The 14795-nt window shown below is 62.1% G+C and carries 13 protein-coding genes; 7 read left to right on the top strand and 6 right to left on the bottom strand.

The window, feature by feature from the left end:
• The first annotated feature begins 110 nt into the window (after positions 1-110).
• The 5 genes from VGU25_03570 to VGU25_03550 all read left to right on the top strand — a co-directional run bounded on the left by VGU25_03570 (position 111) and on the right by VGU25_03550 (position 5126).
• The gene (locus VGU25_03570; protein HEV2576270.1) at positions 111-473 is read left to right on the top strand and encodes a GntR family transcriptional regulator; all 363 of its coding nucleotides are present in this window, start codon (positions 111-113) and stop codon (positions 471-473) included.
• Positions 474-477: 4 nt separating this feature from the next.
• Positions 478-1353 carry an ABC transporter ATP-binding protein gene (locus tag VGU25_03565; protein ID HEV2576269.1) on the top strand — a complete coding sequence of 292 codons (876 nt, stop codon included), beginning with the start codon at positions 478-480 and terminating at the stop codon, positions 1351-1353.
• Positions 1350-2264, top strand: a complete 915-nt coding sequence (locus VGU25_03560; protein ID HEV2576268.1) for an ABC transporter permease — start codon at positions 1350-1352, stop codon at positions 2262-2264. The genes VGU25_03565 and VGU25_03560 overlap by 4 nt, the downstream gene beginning before the upstream one ends.
• 57 nt (positions 2265-2321) lie before the next feature.
• Positions 2322-3083 (top strand): hypothetical protein, encoded by a 762-nt coding sequence (locus VGU25_03555; protein HEV2576267.1) that lies wholly within the window; start codon positions 2322-2324, stop codon positions 3081-3083.
• Positions 3084-3185: 102 nt separating this feature from the next.
• Positions 3186-5126 (top strand): hypothetical protein, encoded by a 1941-nt coding sequence (locus tag VGU25_03550; protein ID HEV2576266.1) that lies wholly within the window; start codon positions 3186-3188, stop codon positions 5124-5126.
• Between the two features lie 149 nt (positions 5127-5275).
• Here the strand turns inward: VGU25_03550 and VGU25_03545 are convergent, their stop codons facing one another.
• The 5 genes from VGU25_03545 to VGU25_03525 all read right to left on the bottom strand — a co-directional run bounded on the left by VGU25_03545 (position 5276) and on the right by VGU25_03525 (position 11951).
• Positions 5276-6523 (bottom strand): energy transducer TonB, encoded by a 1248-nt coding sequence (locus tag VGU25_03545; protein ID HEV2576265.1) that lies wholly within the window; start codon positions 6521-6523, stop codon positions 5276-5278.
• A gap of 52 nt (positions 6524-6575) precedes the next feature.
• The gene (gpmI, locus tag VGU25_03540; GenBank protein ID HEV2576264.1) at positions 6576-8180 is read right to left on the bottom strand and encodes a 2,3-bisphosphoglycerate-independent phosphoglycerate mutase; all 1605 of its coding nucleotides are present in this window, start codon (positions 8178-8180) and stop codon (positions 6576-6578) included.
• A gap of 7 nt (positions 8181-8187) precedes the next feature.
• Positions 8188-9480, bottom strand: coding sequence for a phosphopyruvate hydratase (gene eno, locus VGU25_03535; GenBank protein HEV2576263.1), 1293 nt, complete (start codon positions 9478-9480; stop codon positions 8188-8190).
• A 208-nt stretch (positions 9481-9688) separates the two neighbouring features.
• A complete protein-coding gene (locus VGU25_03530) occupies positions 9689-11080 on the bottom strand; it encodes a histidine kinase (protein ID HEV2576262.1) in 1392 nt (463 codons plus the stop codon).
• A gap of 40 nt (positions 11081-11120) precedes the next feature.
• A complete protein-coding gene (locus VGU25_03525; GenBank protein ID HEV2576261.1) occupies positions 11121-11951 on the bottom strand; it encodes a TIGR03435 family protein in 831 nt (276 codons plus the stop codon).
• 234 nt (positions 11952-12185) lie between these two features.
• Here VGU25_03525 and ribA point away from each other — a divergent pair, with 234 nt between their 5' ends.
• Complete coding sequence (gene ribA / locus VGU25_03520; GenBank protein HEV2576260.1) at positions 12186-12803, top strand: GTP cyclohydrolase II; 618 nt, start codon at positions 12186-12188, stop codon at positions 12801-12803.
• Between the two features lie 68 nt (positions 12804-12871).
• A complete protein-coding gene (locus tag VGU25_03515; GenBank protein HEV2576259.1) occupies positions 12872-13984 on the top strand; it encodes a serine hydrolase domain-containing protein in 1113 nt (370 codons plus the stop codon).
• Here VGU25_03515 and VGU25_03510 read toward each other — a convergent pair.
• Positions 13981-14688 carry an SDR family NAD(P)-dependent oxidoreductase gene (locus VGU25_03510; protein HEV2576258.1) on the bottom strand — a complete coding sequence of 236 codons (708 nt, stop codon included), beginning with the start codon at positions 14686-14688 and terminating at the stop codon, positions 13981-13983. The genes VGU25_03515 and VGU25_03510 overlap by 4 nt on opposite strands.
• Positions 14689-14795 lie beyond the last annotated feature (107 nt).

Below are 14795 nucleotides of genomic sequence, written 5' to 3'. Positions count from 1 at the left end.
AACCAGCGAATAAACTCGCCGCGCTCCTATCTCTCCTTTTTTGGGCTTGACACGTGCTCTGGTGTTATATATGACTATAACACCGCGCCCTGCGGGGGGATGCTCTGAAAATGGACCTCGAGTTCAATGACACCCAGCCCATCTACCGCCAGCTTCGCGACCGCGTGGTCGCGATGATCCTCGATGGCGTGCTCAAAGAGGGCGACCCACTACCGTCGGTGCGCAATGTCGCCGCCGAATACCGAGTGAATCCACTCACCGTCCTCAAGGGTTACCAGCAACTCACCGACGAGCAGCTCGTCGAAAAGCGCCGCGGACTCGGCATGTTCATCAGGGACGGCGCCCGTGCCGCGCTCCTCGCAGACGAGCGCCAGCGCTTCCTCGACGACGAATGGCCCCGCGTGAAAGCAACAATCGACCGCCTCGGGCTCAACACACAAGATCTGCTGAACGGAAAAAAGGGGAGGCGCTGAGCAAATGACATCCATTGAAGCGCACAATCTGCGCAAACACTACGGTGCAACAACCGCGCTCGACGGCATCGACCTCCGCGTCGAAGAAGGCCGCATCCTCGGCCTCATCGGCCCCAACGGCGCCGGCAAAACCACCGCACTCAACGCCATCCTCGGCCTCACCTCCTACGATGGCTCCCTGCGCGTCCTCGGCCGCGACCCCTGGACCCAGCGCGACATCCTCATGCGCGATGTCTGCTTCATCGCCGACGTCGCCGTCCTCCCCCGCTGGATGCGCGTCTCGCAGGCTCTGGACTTCGTCGCAGGCGTCCACCCCCGCTTCGACCGCGCCAAGGCCGAAGCCTTCCTCGCCAGGACCTCCATCCAGCCGCACAGCAAGGTCAAACAGCTCTCCAAGGGCATGGTCACCCAGCTTCACCTCGCCCTCATCATGGCCATCGACGCGAAACTTCTCGTCCTCGACGAACCCACCCTCGGCCTCGACATCCTCTACCGCAAGCAGTTCTACGACTCCCTCCTCAACGACTACTTCGACCACACCCGCACCATTCTCATCACCACCCACCAGGTCGACGAGATCCAGAACATCCTCACCGACGTCATGTTCATCGACCGCGGCCGCATCGTCTTCAACTCCTCCATAGACAACTTCGAATCCCGCTACGCCGAGGTCAGCGTCAACCCCGACAAACTGCCCGAAGCCCGCGCCCTCAAGCCACTAAACGAACGCCCCGGCTTCGGCCGCAGCATCCTGCTCTTCGAAGGCATCGACCGCGACCGTCTCACCACCCTCGGCGAAGTCCGCACGCCCAGCATCGCCGACCTCTTCGTCGCAATCCTCGGCAACCGATCCACCACTCGCGAGGAGGTGGCAGCATGAACGCCAACACAAACACAGTCTCCGATTCCCGCTTCGAATCTCAAGCCATCGCCGACTCACCCACCCGCCCCACGCGCCCATTCTTCTGGTCCATCCGCCGCGAGCTCTGGGAGAACCGCTCCATCTACATCGCCCCGCTCGCCGCCGCTGGTCTGGCCATCCTCGGCACATTGTTCGGCTCGTTTCACGGCACAGGCAACCTGCTCTCCCCGGACGCCATGCAGCAGCAAAACATCATCGCTACGCAGTGCGGCTTCACAGCACTGCTCATCATGGGCGTCACCTTCGTCGTCGCCATCTTCTATTGCCTCGACGCCATCTACGGAGAGCGCCGCGACCGCAGCATCTTCTTCTGGAAATCTCTCCCGGTCTCCGACACGGTAACCGTGCTGTCCAAGGCGACTATCCCGCTGCTCATCATTCCCCTCGTGACTTTCGCCATCACAGTCGTAACGCAGTGCGTCATTCTCGGCGTTGACGCCGCGACGCTCGCAGCCCACGGACGAAGCCTCAGTGTGATCCGCCAGCTCCCGCTCCTTCAAATGCAGGCCGGCCTGCTCTACCACCTCATCGCCGTGCACTCGCTCTGGTACGCTCCCATCTTCGCCTGGCTTCTCCTTGTCTCCGCCTGGGCGCCGCGCGTGCCGTTGCTGTGGGCGTTCCTGCCGCCACTGGCAATCGCAATCATCGAAAAGATCGCCTTCAACACAGCGCACTTCATTAACTTCCTCAAATCCCGCATAGGCGGACAACCCTCGGGAATGTCTTTTGGCACAGAGATGGGACATCACGCGGCATCTCTGAACCCCGGCCACTTCCTCGCCAGCCCCGGCCTCTGGGGCGGCCTCATCGTCGCCGCCCTCTTCCTTGCCGCAGCCATCCAACTTCGCCGGTACCGCGCACCGAACTAATCGCCGCCTGAGATATAGTCGGAGCGTTCATCAAACGGTGAGAGGAAACTCGAACGAATGTTGAAGCGCAATCAATGGCCAGCGTGGATCATTGCATCTTCGATGGCCATCGCGTTCAGCGCTGCGGCCCAGGCTCCGGCTCCATGCACCACACCCGTGGCCTTAGGTGCGCTGTCGATGCCGCCCCTGCCCACGCTCGGCGAGCCCTACAGCGCCACCGTGAAAACCACCGAGGACAAGACGCTCCCCGACGGAACCACCACTCACGCCTCCGTAACGACGTATCAGGCGCGCGACGCCGCTGGCAGGCTCTGGCAGAAGAGATCGCTCGGCTGCCAGCCCGGTCCCGACGGCGTCCGCCATCCTGTGCTCCAGACCTTGATCTATGACACCGCCACCGGAGCCACCTACTCATGGAAGGATGACGATCCCGCCAAGGTGGGTCGCGTCCTCTACGGGCCCGTCCGCCACCCGCACCCGCCCACACCGGCGGACCAAAGTGACGACGACGGCCGCGCTGCCCTCGAAGCCATGGGCATTCACGAGCAGGACCTCGGCACCAAAACCATCGATGGCGTCACAACCGTCGGCAACCGCACCGTGAACACCACGCCGGCCGGTCACAAGATCGTCGAAGAGACATGGTTTGCCACCAAGCTCGATCTTCAGGTGTTGCAGATCACCGACAACTCCGGCACCGGACGACGGACCGTCGAGGTCGTCGACCTGAAGCAGGGCGATCCTGACCCTGCGCTGTTCACGCCACCCGCCGGGTACACGGTCGTGGAGTTGAACCATCCACTTCCGGCAAACAAGTAGCCGCAGCCCCGCCACACGACGCTTATTCCTCTCGCCATCTCCGGACATCCGGTGCTAGCTTTCATACCGCACCAAACATTTCCGATCGGCTACGAGGACAACATGACTTTGTTATGCAGAATTGTTCCGGCCACGTTTGCCTTCGGGTTCCTCACCTTCAACCTCGCTCTCTCCGCACAAAATTTCAGTCGTCAAATTCCCTCCGGAGGCACCGGCTACTTCACCTCCACCGGCACCGGCAGCGTCAACGGCAATCCCGAGATCGACCCGGCGCTCGCCGCGGTTCCCGACCACGACAGCGGCAATGACACCACAGGCCACGTCCCGTTCACCCGGCTCATCAACCGGCCGCTCCACCAGACCATCCGCGCCGGCAACGTCCACGCTTCCGCCCTTTCGTCGCAAGCAAAGCCGATGCCCACGCCTTCCCTTAATTTCGATGGTCTCGACTTCTACCAGCAGCGCTACGCCGACAACGGCAATCAGTTCTCCGTCGAGCCTCCCGATCAGGGCCTCTGCGCAGGCAACGGCTACGTCCTCGAAACCGTCAACGACGTCCTCCGCGTGTTCAAGTCCGACGGCACCCCGCTCACCGGCCCCGTCTCACTCAACGACTTCTACGGCTACATTCCGGCCGTCAACCGCGCCGCCGGTGTCTACGGTCCCTCCATCACCGACCCAAGCTGCTACTTCGACCCCTCCGTGCAGCGCTGGTTCCATCTCGTTCTCACGCTCGATCGCGTAGGCACCACCTCCACTCTCTCCGGCACCAATCACCTCGATCTCGCCGTCAGCCGCACCGCCAATCCGCTCGGTCTCTGGACCATCTACCGCATCCCCGTCCAGGACGATGGCACCCAGGGCACGCCCAACCACAACTGCGCCGGCGGTCCCTGCCTCGGCGACTACCCAAAGGTCGGTACGGACGCGAACGGCGTCTATCTCACCTCTAACGAATTCGCGTTCTTCGGGCCCGGCTTCATCGGCGCGCAGATCTATGCCATCTCCAAGTTCGCCCTCATCACCTCTGCGCCATCCATCACCGTCTTCGAATACAACACCGCCGACCCATCCACTAACTCCGCTTCCGGTCTGCCCGGCTTCTCGGTCTGGCCCGCGCTCTCTGCCGGTCCATTCCCTTCTGAATTCGGCGGCACGGAATACTTCCTCAGTTCGCTCGCGGTCTTCCAGGACAGCGCCGTCGACGATCGCCTCCAGCTTTGGTCCCTCACCAACACCTTCAACCTCTGGTTCAACCAGCCACCTACTCTCGTCAATTCCATCGTCAACACCGAGCCCTACGCTGTCCCCGGCTTCGCTCGCCAGCCCGGCTCATTCACCGATGGCGTCGGCCAGGCTCCCGGCGGAGGCAACGTCAACTGGCCGCTCGGCCAGTGCCTCAACATCAAGTCGTGCGCCGCTCTGATCGGCTACAGCAACCCCTACACCGAGGTCATCGCTCCACTCGCCGCCAATGACTCCCGGATCCAGCAGATCTATTACTCGAACGGCAAGCTCTGGACCTCTCTCGGCACCGGCCTCGCCTTCGACGACGGCTCCGTGTCCATGGGTCTCGCCTACTTCATCCTTCATCCCAGGGCCGGCGGCGGCACACCCACCGCAACCGTCGACCTCCAGGGCTACCTCGGCGATCCCAACCTCGATATGACCTACGGCTCCGTCGCCGCGACCCAGAACGGCCGGGGCATCATCTCCTTCACGGCCACCGGGCCTTCCAATTACCCAAGCGTCGCGTTCACTACCCTCGACGACAAAACCGGAACCGGCGCTGTCCAGATCACCGCGCCCGGCGTCGGAGCCAACGATGGCTTCACCGGCTACTTCATCGGCGGCTTTGACCCGCGCTGGGGCGACTACGGCGCAGCCGTTCCCGACGGCAACTCCATCTGGTTCGCCCAGGAGTACATCGGGCAGACCTGCACCCTCACCCAGTACCTCGCCTCCACCCCTCTCGGCACCTGCGGCGCCACCCGCGCCGCCCTCGGCAATTGGGATACCCGAATCGCCAGGGTCACCCCATAACCATCCCGCACTTGACAAGCGAGGGCTTCCCACACGAAGCCCTCGTTTCAGCCCGGACCGCCCACACGTTTCCCATCTTGGGAAAGTCCAGACCTAAAGTCTCTCCTCCGAAGACTTTGCGCAAAAAGTACCGGGGGGGGAGGGGGTCCCTACTTCAACCTGAAATCCACCGTCACAATTGTGGCGACGTCGCGCGGCCGGTCGTCCAGAATGTACGGCCGATACCTCCGCCCGAACACCTCACGCACCGCCGCCCCGCGCAGCAGTCGATGCCCGCTGATGGCCTCCGCCCGGAGCACCTGCCCGTTCTTCCCCACCACTGCCTGCACCATCACCTTGCCCTGCACATGGGTCATCTTTGCCAGCGCCGGATACCCCGCCGGCGGCGCATACACCAGACGGCTCTCCATCAGCGCCGGCGACGCCCCAATGGTGGCCGGAGACATGAACCGCGGCTCCAGGTCCGCCTCAATCGGCGGCTCGGCCGCAACATACGCCGGTGCCCGCCTCACCTTCGTCGCCCGCGCCCGCCAATCGTCATCCACCGCCGTTCCCCCGGCATGGTGCACGGGTGCCACCGGCACCGCCGCCGGTGCCTCCGCAGGCGCCGCTTCATACGGCTGGCTCGAATCGCGCAGCGGTACCATCATCATCCGCTGGTGCACAAAAAGCCCCGCGCTGAACGCCAGCAGCAGAGCGCAGATTCCCGCAATCCACAGCCACGCCCTGGACCCCCGCTCGGGCTCCGGCCCCGCAAAGTCCTCCAGCGGAATATGCCACTGCTCGTCATTCGGAAGCTCTGCCGGAGCCGGACTCTTCATCGCCTGCGGCTCGCTCTCCGGCACGCTCTCGATCTTTCGCTCCTCGGCCACGGTCCCCGCCACTCCCCCGTTCGCCACCACTTGAGCACGATAAAACAGATCCGTCATCGGGTGCACCGCCGGTGTCGGCTGGGGCGCAACCTCCTGCTCCAGCGCAGCCTCCTCCGCTTCTCGACGAACGAGCCTCGGCGCCGGTCCACTCACCGTCGCGCCCGGATTCCACCGCGTCCGGAACACACTTTCAACGAACGTCATCAGCTTGCGCACCGCCTCGCCAAGCTCAGGCAGCGCCAGATGATCCGCCTTCGTGCCGGTCGCCGCCATCGCCAGCAGTTCGATCAACTCCGGTCGCGACAGCCCGTCGCGCTCGCGATAGATCACCGCCCGCACCATCGACGCCATCTCGTCGCGGAAGCTCGTGTCCGATTCCAGCCGAGCGACAAACGAGCTCAGGTCCCGAGCCGAGCCAAAACTCACCCCGCGCGCGCCGAAGAACTCCTGTAAATCATGAACATGCGGAGCAAACCTGTCGACAGTCGATTCCGCGAAAGGGTCGAGTTTCGGAGCCGTGGCCATGTGTGCACTTCCTTAGATGCGCACTCCGGCTTCCGCTACAGCCCACAAATACTCACAACACCCGCAAATCGCCGCCTGTCATCTCCTTCGGCAACTCCAGCCCGACCAAACCCAACACCGTCGGTGAGATATCCCGCAGCGATCCACCCTCCCGCACACCAACATTCTTCCCCTGGTCCGTCACCAGGATGAACGGCACCGGGTTCGTCGTATGCGCCGTATGCGGGCCGCCGGTCACAGGGTCGATCAGCATCTCTGCATTCCCGTGGTCCGCCGTGATGATCCAGTTCGCACCAGCTCCGCGCACTGCGTTATAGATCCGGCCGAGTTGCGCATCGACAGCCTCCACGGCCTTCACCGTCGGCTCAATCTTGCCCGAGTGCCCGACCATGTCCGCGTTCGCAAAATTGACGATCACGATATCAAACGCCGTGTCCTTCACTGCCCGCTCGACGATGTCGCCGATACCCTCGGCCGACATCTCCGGCGCAAGGTCATACGTCGCTACCTTCTTCGACGGCACCAGCTCACGGTCCTCACCGGGAAAGGGCTTCTCGATGCCACCGTTGAAGAAGTACGTCACATGCGCATATTTTTCCGTCTCCGCCACGCGTAGGTTGCGAAGCTCGAACTTCGCCATCACGTGCGCCAGCAGATTCTCCATGCTTTCCGGCGGAATCACCACTGGCAGCGCGAACTTGGAATCGTACTGGGTCATGCAGATGTACGTCAGATCGCGCGGCGTGCTCTCGACAGGAATCGTCTCATCCAGCTCTGCGGCCTTCGGCAGCGACAGTCCGCGATCCGCGGCCAGCCCCGAGCGGCGCGCCAGCACGCGCGTAATCTGCCGCACGCGGTCCGCCCGGTAGTTGAAGCAGATCACTGCATCCCCGTCGCTGATTTTCGCAATCGGCTCGCCCTTCGCGTCCACACACACGAACGGCTCAATGAACTCGTCGGTAATTCCATTGTTGTAGCTCTCATGCACGCGCGCAATCGGATCCGCGGATGTTCCACCCTCGGGCGTGCCCGTCACTATCGCGCGAAACGCCTTCAGTTCGCGCTCCCAGCGCAGGTCGCGGTCCATCGCGTAATAGCGTCCGCTGACGCTCGCAATTTTGCCAACACCGTACTCCGCGAAGACCTGCTGCAGCTCCCCGAGATATCCAGCGCCGCTCGTCGGCAGCGTATCGCGCCCATCCATAAACGCGTGCACATACACACGCTCCAGCTTCTGCTGCGCGGCCATCTTGATCAAGGCATGCAGATGCCGCTGGTGCGAATGCACGCCACCATCGCTCACCAATCCAATCAGGTGCAGCGCATGTCCTGCGCGCGCTCCCGCCTGCATGGCCTTCAGCAGTGTCGGATCTTCAAAGAACTCGCCGCTGGCAATCGCCGCATCAATGCGCGTGATATCCATGCGCACGATACGGCCCGCGCCGAGGTTCAGATGCCCCACCTCAGAGTTGCCCATCTGCCCATCCGGCAGCCCGACCCAGTGATTGCTCGCATGGATCAGCGTATTCGGATACTCGCGCAAGAGCTTGTCATAGTTCGGCTTTCGAGCCAGCGCGATCGCGTTGCCCTTCGTTTCTGCCCGGTAGCCCCAGCCGTCAAGAATGGTCAGGACCACCGGTCCATTACGCCTTGCCATGGTTCTCTTACTCTCCGCCGTTCAGGCTCTGCCGTCCCAGAAACTCTGCCGTCTGCCCGAGCTCTTCCTCGATGCGCAGAAGCTGGTTGTACTTTGCGATACGGTCCGTGCGCGAGGCCGAGCCGGTCTTGATCTGTCCCGCATTGGTCGCAACCGCGAGGTCCGCGATGAACGTGTCCTCGGTCTCGCCGGAGCGGTGCGAGATCACGGCCGTGTAGCCGTTCCGACGCGCCAGTTCAATCGCATCCAGCGTCTCCGAGATGCTGCCAATCTGGTTCACCTTCACCAGAATCGAGTTGCCGACCTGCTCATCGATGCCACGCTGCAACCGCTTCACGTTCGTCACAAAGAGGTCATCGCCCACAAGCTGAATCTTGCGCCCGACCTTCTCCGTCATGTACTTCCAGCCCTGCCAGTCGTCCTCTGCGAGTCCATCTTCAATAGAAACGATCGGATACTGCCGCACCCAGTTAATCCAGTAGTCCGCCATCTGGTCGGAGGTCTTTTCGCTCTTGTCTGACTTTTTGAAAACGTAACGTCCAGCGGCCTTGTCGTAGAACTCGCTCGACGCCGGATCGAGCGCAATCGCAATCTGATCACCCGCCTTGTAGCCCGCGAGCTCAATCGCCTCCAGGATCACCTCGATAGCCTCAACATTCGACTTCAGGCTCGGCGCAAATCCGCCCTCGTCGCCGACCGCGGTGTTGTAACCCTTCTTCTTCAGCACGCCCTTCAGCGTGTGAAAGATTTCTGCGCCCCAGCGCAGCGCGTCGCTGAAGGTTTCCGCGCCTACCGGCATCACCATGAACTCCTGGAAGTCCACGTTGTTGTCGGCGTGGGCTCCGCCGTTGAGGATGTTCATCATCGGCGTAGGCAGCACGCACGCGTTCACACCGCCGAGGTAGCGATACAGTGGCACGCCCAGCGAGTCCGCAGCGGCGCGCGCGCACGCCATCGAAACCGCAAGAATCGCATTCGCGCCCAGCTTGCTCTTATTCTCCGTGCCGTCGAGAGAAATCATCGTTGCGTCGATCAGGCGCTGGTTCGTCGCGTCCATGCCGGCGAGTTCTGGCGCGATCACGCTCTCCACGTTCTCGACCGCAAGCATCACGCCTTTGCCGAGATAGTGCGTCTTGTCGCCGTCACGCAGCTCCACCGCCTCATGCTCGCCGGTCGAAGCGCCGCTGGGAACCGCCGCACGTCCGCGCGTTCCATCCTCCAGCACCACATCTGCTTCCACAGTCGGGTTTCCACGGCTGTCCAGAATCTCGCGCGCATGAATCGATGCAATCTCAGTCATTGAATCTCTCTGTCTCTCTTTCTCTCTTTTGGACCGGCGCACAATTCTGTGCTGCAGCCGGTCGGTCAATCCGGGGCGGTTGTCCACCGCAATCGGCGAGCCAGTCACCGCGGCAATCGTGTCAATCCATTCAGGCATGATTCCTTTGGCGCCAGCCCCACCGCGCCAATTCTAACAAGCAACCGGTCACCCTTGCTTGTTCGCCAACTTAACGGCCAGCGACCGCAGCCCGCGCACGGCGGCTCTCGTCGCGCTCGCTCGGCGCCGGGGTCCCCGGCGAACTTGTTCGCTGGGGTGAGTTCACCGGCACGCTCAGCCGCACGCGCGTTCCGCGCCCGGGCCGGCTCACCATCTCTACGCTGGCGTCGTCGCCGTAGAGCACCTGCAAGCGCTCGCGAACGTTGCGCAGCCCGATGCCGAACCCTTCGCGCACCAGGCCGCTTACAGGCTCGGTTACGTCGCGTCCCGGCTCTACGCCGACACCATCATCCTCGACCTCAATCACCAGCCGGTCGCCCTCCAGGCGCGACCGCACTCTAACCGTGCCGCCATTGATGCGCGGCTCCAGACCGTGCTTGATACTGTTTTCTATCAGCGGCTGCAGCAGCATGCTGGGAACGACAAACTCCAGCGTCTCTTCGGCAATCTCTTTTTCGACGCGCAGTTTCTCGCCGAACCGCACGACCTCGATGTCGATGTAGTCGTCGGTGAACGCCAGCTCTTCCCCGAGCGGAACGAACGCGTCGCGGTCACGCAGCAGCGCTCGCAGAATGTTGCCGAGCTTCACAATCAGCTCTCGCGCAAGCTCCGGCCGCGAGCGCACAAGCGATGCGATGGAGTTCAGCGTGTTGAATAGGAAGTGCGGATTAATCTGCCGCTGCAATGCGTCGAGCCGCGCCTCAAGCAGCAGGCGGCTCTGCTCCTCCAGCTTGCTCTCGATGCGCACCGCATTCCAGATCTTCAGCGGGATCCCGACGACCACCGGCGCGCACGCGCAAATTGCAAGTTCGATCGTCCAGCGGTATGAGTAGAGCTCGAAGTATCGCGTCCCATAGAACCTCGAGATGAGGCTCGTCACGAGCTGCACGGCCATGATCAGCACCAGCAGAAAGATCTGCCGGTCAAGGTGCGGAAACCGCACCGTGCTTCGAATCCACCGGTAGATACTCAGGTCGATGAGTGGCGAGAACGACCACACATCCTCTTCGTCCACAAACTCGCGAAACGTGCTGAAAATGGCCGCCACAAACAGGTTCACACCGAGCGCAAAGTACTCGTGATGCAGCACGGCGGGAAGCGCCAGCAAAGTGGCGCCCACGAACGCAGCAGCGGGGCCGAATACCAGAGCCAGCAGCGTTGTCGCCTCAAACGAAAGGTCCGCAGCCAGAAAGTTCGGCACACGCACACGCACCCACACGCCCAGCATTAGCGGGAAGCAGATCCATGCAACCAGGGCCATCGTCTCGGCGCGTGTACGCTCCGCGCCGCGCAGCAGCAGCCGCTTGAACCGCGTGGATCTTGCCAGAGAACTGGCCACCGCGGCCGCCACGCCCAGCTCCACCAGCAGCGTGATCAGGATCAGGTTGTCGCTTGCGTGCACGCCTCTACTTTACGCGGTTACCCATGGCATTGACGCGGCGCTAGTTCTCGGACGGCCGCTCAACGTGATCGATCACCGGCAGCGACAGGATGGCCTTTCCTGGCTTCAATCGCAGACCCAACTGTTCCCGCACCGCTTGCAGAAATGTTGGCCCTTGCGTTTCTGCTGCTGCGGAGTCTTTTCCTGGGTTCCTTGCCGGAGGCGCGATCTGAAGGGTGAAATCGAAGCTCCCCTTTAATCCCGTATCGTCGATCACCGGCCTTCCAATCTCGTCCATCATCCCACCGGTCATCCCCAGAAGGTCTGCCAACAGCGGCATCGTCGTGTCGCGCGAACCTACGAGAAACATCCCGTCACGCCCTTCCGCTTCATAGGAAGAGCATTCGGCTGGGAAAATGTCCTTCGCCGGAGCCGCATCGCACGCCGGTCCTTCGGAGTGTGGCCGCAACCTCGGACCGAGCTTCCCCGGCGTCTCCACGGTCATCAACAAAACCGCAGATTCTTTGGGCTCAAAGTGCAGCTTAAGCCCGAAGCGCTCCGCAAGCACCGATTGCATCATCAGCCTGTACTGATCCTTCGTGGCGGTCGCCGCAGCACGCGCTTCGATAACAAATTTGTCGTTTCGTGCCCAGCTAGGGAGCGGCGCAAGCATCGCATCCTCCTGCTCTCGCGTCATCCACAGCTTGTAAGCGAATGTAATGTAGGCCTGCAACCGAAACTCCGCCCTAAATAATCCGCCCGTCGGCTGAAAGGAGTCGTCTGCACTCAGTGGGAAACCTCGTGTACCGGATCTGTCGTCCGGCTTGCCGAGCCGCACGGAAACCACCTCGAACTCCATCTTCCCGCCGGCGGCTTGTTGCCACGCCGGCATATCAGGTGAGGTCTGCGCGTGAGACAGAGGAAAATCGGCGCCGATGAAAAGACATAGAAGAGCGCAACTCCAGCCACAACGCAAAGTCACTTTTCTAAGCACACTTCCTCCACGAAAGACCAACCCTTCGACACTACAGGCGAGCGGCTCGCAGCGCCGCTCGAATCTGCTCATCGCGCACTTCAGCTGCTCCGTGTGAATCCTTCGCGCTGCACGCGAATCTATAATCCTGCTATGCCGCTCGTTAGTGTCTCAAAGGTTGCCGATGCCGACTTCCCCACGCGCTGGGGACACTTCCGTATCCTCGGCTTCGAAGGGCTGACGCAGCCGGGCGAGTCTAACCGACAGCCTGTGGAGAGCGCTGTCGCCCTCGTTATGGGCGACATCCACGCACGGCCGCCCGTCATTCGCATCCACTCGCAGTGCACCACCGGCGACGTGTTCCATTCCCTGCGCTGCGATTGCCATGATCAGCTACACCTTGCGCTCGCGCGCATCGCGGAAGAGGGCGCGGGCATTCTGCTCTATGAACAGCAGGAGGGCCGCGGAATTGGCTTGATGGCCAAGCTCCGCGCGTACGAGTTGCAGGACCAGGGCCTCGACACAATCGAAGCCAACCTCGAGCTCGGCTTCCAGGCCGACTGCCGTAACTTTGAGCTGCCCGCAGCGATTCTCAAGCACCTCGGCGTGAACGAGGTTCGCCTGCTGACGAATAATCCTGAGAAGGTCGCGGCACTCGAAGCCTCCGGCGTCAAAGTCGTCGAGCGCCTCTCCGCGGAAATTCCCGTCGAGCCAACCTTCGAGCGCTATCTCGAAACAAAGCGCGACAAGATGGGGCACCTGGTCGGTTGATTTCGCTACGCCCCGCCAGCTAAACCACACCGATTGAACATTTGTCGCGCCGCAGCGTATCAACTGCCATGCGCTGCTATCGCTGGCCTTCACTGCTGCTCGCACTGTCGCTTGGCTCTGCTGCGCTGGCGCAAGCTCGCAGCCAATCTGTTCCGTCACCCAGGGAGCTCCGCTCACGCCTGGATGCAGCCGCACCCGCGTTGCTTCATCAGCATGACGTTCCCAGCGTTGCCGTTGCCTACATTCATAACGGCGCGCTCGCGTGGACCGCGGTCTACGGCAACCAGTCTCCCGGCGTCCCGGCGACTGCCGACACCCTCTACGAAGTGGCTTCGCTGACCAAGCCGATAACCGCCGAAACTATCCTTCGACTTGCCTCCCAACACAAGCTTTCGCTGGACGAACCAATCTCTCCCTTCTGGATCGACCCCGATATCAAAGACAATCCCTGGACGAGCCTACTCACACCACGCATCTGCCTCGCACACGAGACAGGCTTTCGCAATTGGCGGAGCATGACGGGGAGCGTGCTTACCTTCAAGTTCCGGCCTGGCACCGCAATGAGCTACTCCGGCGAAGGTTACAACTACGTTGCCCACTTCGCGGAAAAGAAGACCGGCGTTTCCTTCGATCTCCTTGCAAAGACCTATGTCTTCGATCCCATCGGCATGCACGATACCTCCTACACGCCGCAACCCAATTCCGCTGCGCGTCTCGCTATCGCCCACACCGCCGCCGGCGATGTGCCCGAGCCCGCCAACTCGCACTGGAACGCTGCCGATCTCGTGCACACAACCATCGGCGATTACGCGCGCTTTGTGGTCAGTGTGATGCACGATCAAGGCGTCACTCCCCAGATTGCCGCCCAGCGCCGCACCATTCATCGCGATCTGGTAACTCCGGAATCACGCGCCAAGATCTGCTCCGCTCTACCCGCGGGTCAGCCGTGCAGCATCTCTGTGGGTATGGCGCTCGGCTGGCAGGTCATGAAGCTCAACGACAACACAATCCTCGAGCACACCGGTTCCGACACAGGTTTTCATTCACTCGCCTTCTTGAATCCAGCCAGCGGCGTGGGCGTCGTCGTTCTTACGAACGGTGACAACGGAGACAAAGTCGCCGACGAAATCGGGGCCATGCTCTACCCCGATCCGCTCTTCGATGCCACACTGCGCTTCTAGCTGTCTCCGTAGACCGTCACCGCTGCGCCATGCACCACCTTCGCCGCATCGCTCGCCAGAAACAGAATCACCTTCGCGATGTCCTCAGGTTTCGGCCACGCGTCGAAATTCGCATCCGGCATCGCTTTGCGATTCGCGTCCGTGTCGATGATGCTCGGCAGCACCGAGTTCACGCGCACGCCCTTGCCGCGCGTTTCGGCGGCAAGACAATCCATCATCGCCAGCTCCGCCGCCTTCGAAGCCGCATAGGCTGAAGCACGCGCGGCGTGGTCCAACGCCGCCTTCGCTGAAACATTCACCACCGCACCGCGTCCACGCTTCAACATCCCCGGCACCACCGCACGCGTCAGTAGATATCCGGCACGAAGATTCAGGTTGAGCATGCGGTCAAGGTCCGCCGGGGCAAGCTTCCACACCTCGTCTCCCCAGACATAGGCGCCCACCGTGCTCACCAGGACGTCGATCGTCCCTGTGTCTTCAACGAGCTTCGCGATAGCAGCCTCGTCCAGCACATCCGTTGTCCGTCCGACGATCTGCGCCTCTCGCCCTGAAGCTGCGCGCTTCAGCTCCGCAAACTCCGCGTCGCTTCGATACGGAACGACTACCTTCGCTCCTTCTTCAAGAAACGCCAGCGACACTGCACGCCCCAGACCGCCTGTGCCGCCGGCGACCAGCGCAGTCTTTCCTGCAAAATCAATTTTCATCGCTCCTCCTCTCGTGCTCTCACCAGCCTGGCCGTGGTCACTGCCTGAAGTATCTGATCGTCATTCCAATCTTGTTCGATAATCTACTCGTCGCCGCCTGAATGTGC

Source organism: Acidobacteriaceae bacterium, assembly GCA_035944135.1.
Lineage (GTDB): Bacteria > Acidobacteriota > Terriglobia > Terriglobales > Acidobacteriaceae > Granulicella.
The sequence above is the reverse complement of the archived record's forward strand: the minus strand, read 5'-3'. Positions and strand labels throughout refer to the sequence as shown.